This window comes from Terrabacter sp. 2RAF25 (genome assembly GCF_052115265.1).
Taxonomy (GTDB): Bacteria; Actinomycetota; Actinomycetes; order Actinomycetales; family Dermatophilaceae; genus Terrabacter.
The window spans coordinates 1-400 of record NZ_JBFRGJ010000067.1; the positions used below are offsets into that span (position 1 = coordinate 1).

Here is a 400-nt window from a genome sequence, read left to right on the forward strand (position 1 = left end):
GAACGCGAGCGCGACCGGGAACGCGGGCAGATGCAGACCACTATCGATGACCTACGGACGCGTCTGGACCGGGCCGAGAGCCGCATTGCAGGGTTGTTGCCTGCACCTCCTGTTCGGCAGCGCAGGTGGCGGCTGTGGGGTAGAAATTGAAGGGCGTTTGGCTGCAGCTGATTTTTCCGAGCAGGATGTCCAAACAACCAGCAGGACGCCGGTGACAAGACGGTCGACCTGTATCAGTGGCTGACGATTGCACGCGAACGCTTCAAGGCCGCTGACGCCAACAAGGATGGCAAGATCGATGCCAGCGAACTCGACGCGGAAACAGGCACCGATCTCAAGGCAATGATCGCTCCAACGAATTGAGGTTTGGTCAGGCCGTTCTGGTGGCCTTCGATAGCAT

1 protein-coding gene is annotated in these 400 nt (G+C 59.5%); it reads left to right on the forward strand.

Translation table 11 applies throughout. The features are described from left to right. Positions 1–246: 246 nt before the first annotated feature. Positions 247–363, forward strand: coding sequence for an EF-hand domain-containing protein (locus AB4091_RS21975; RefSeq protein WP_442295057.1), 117 nt, complete (start codon positions 247–249; stop codon positions 361–363). The last annotated feature ends 37 nt before the right edge of the window (positions 364–400 follow it).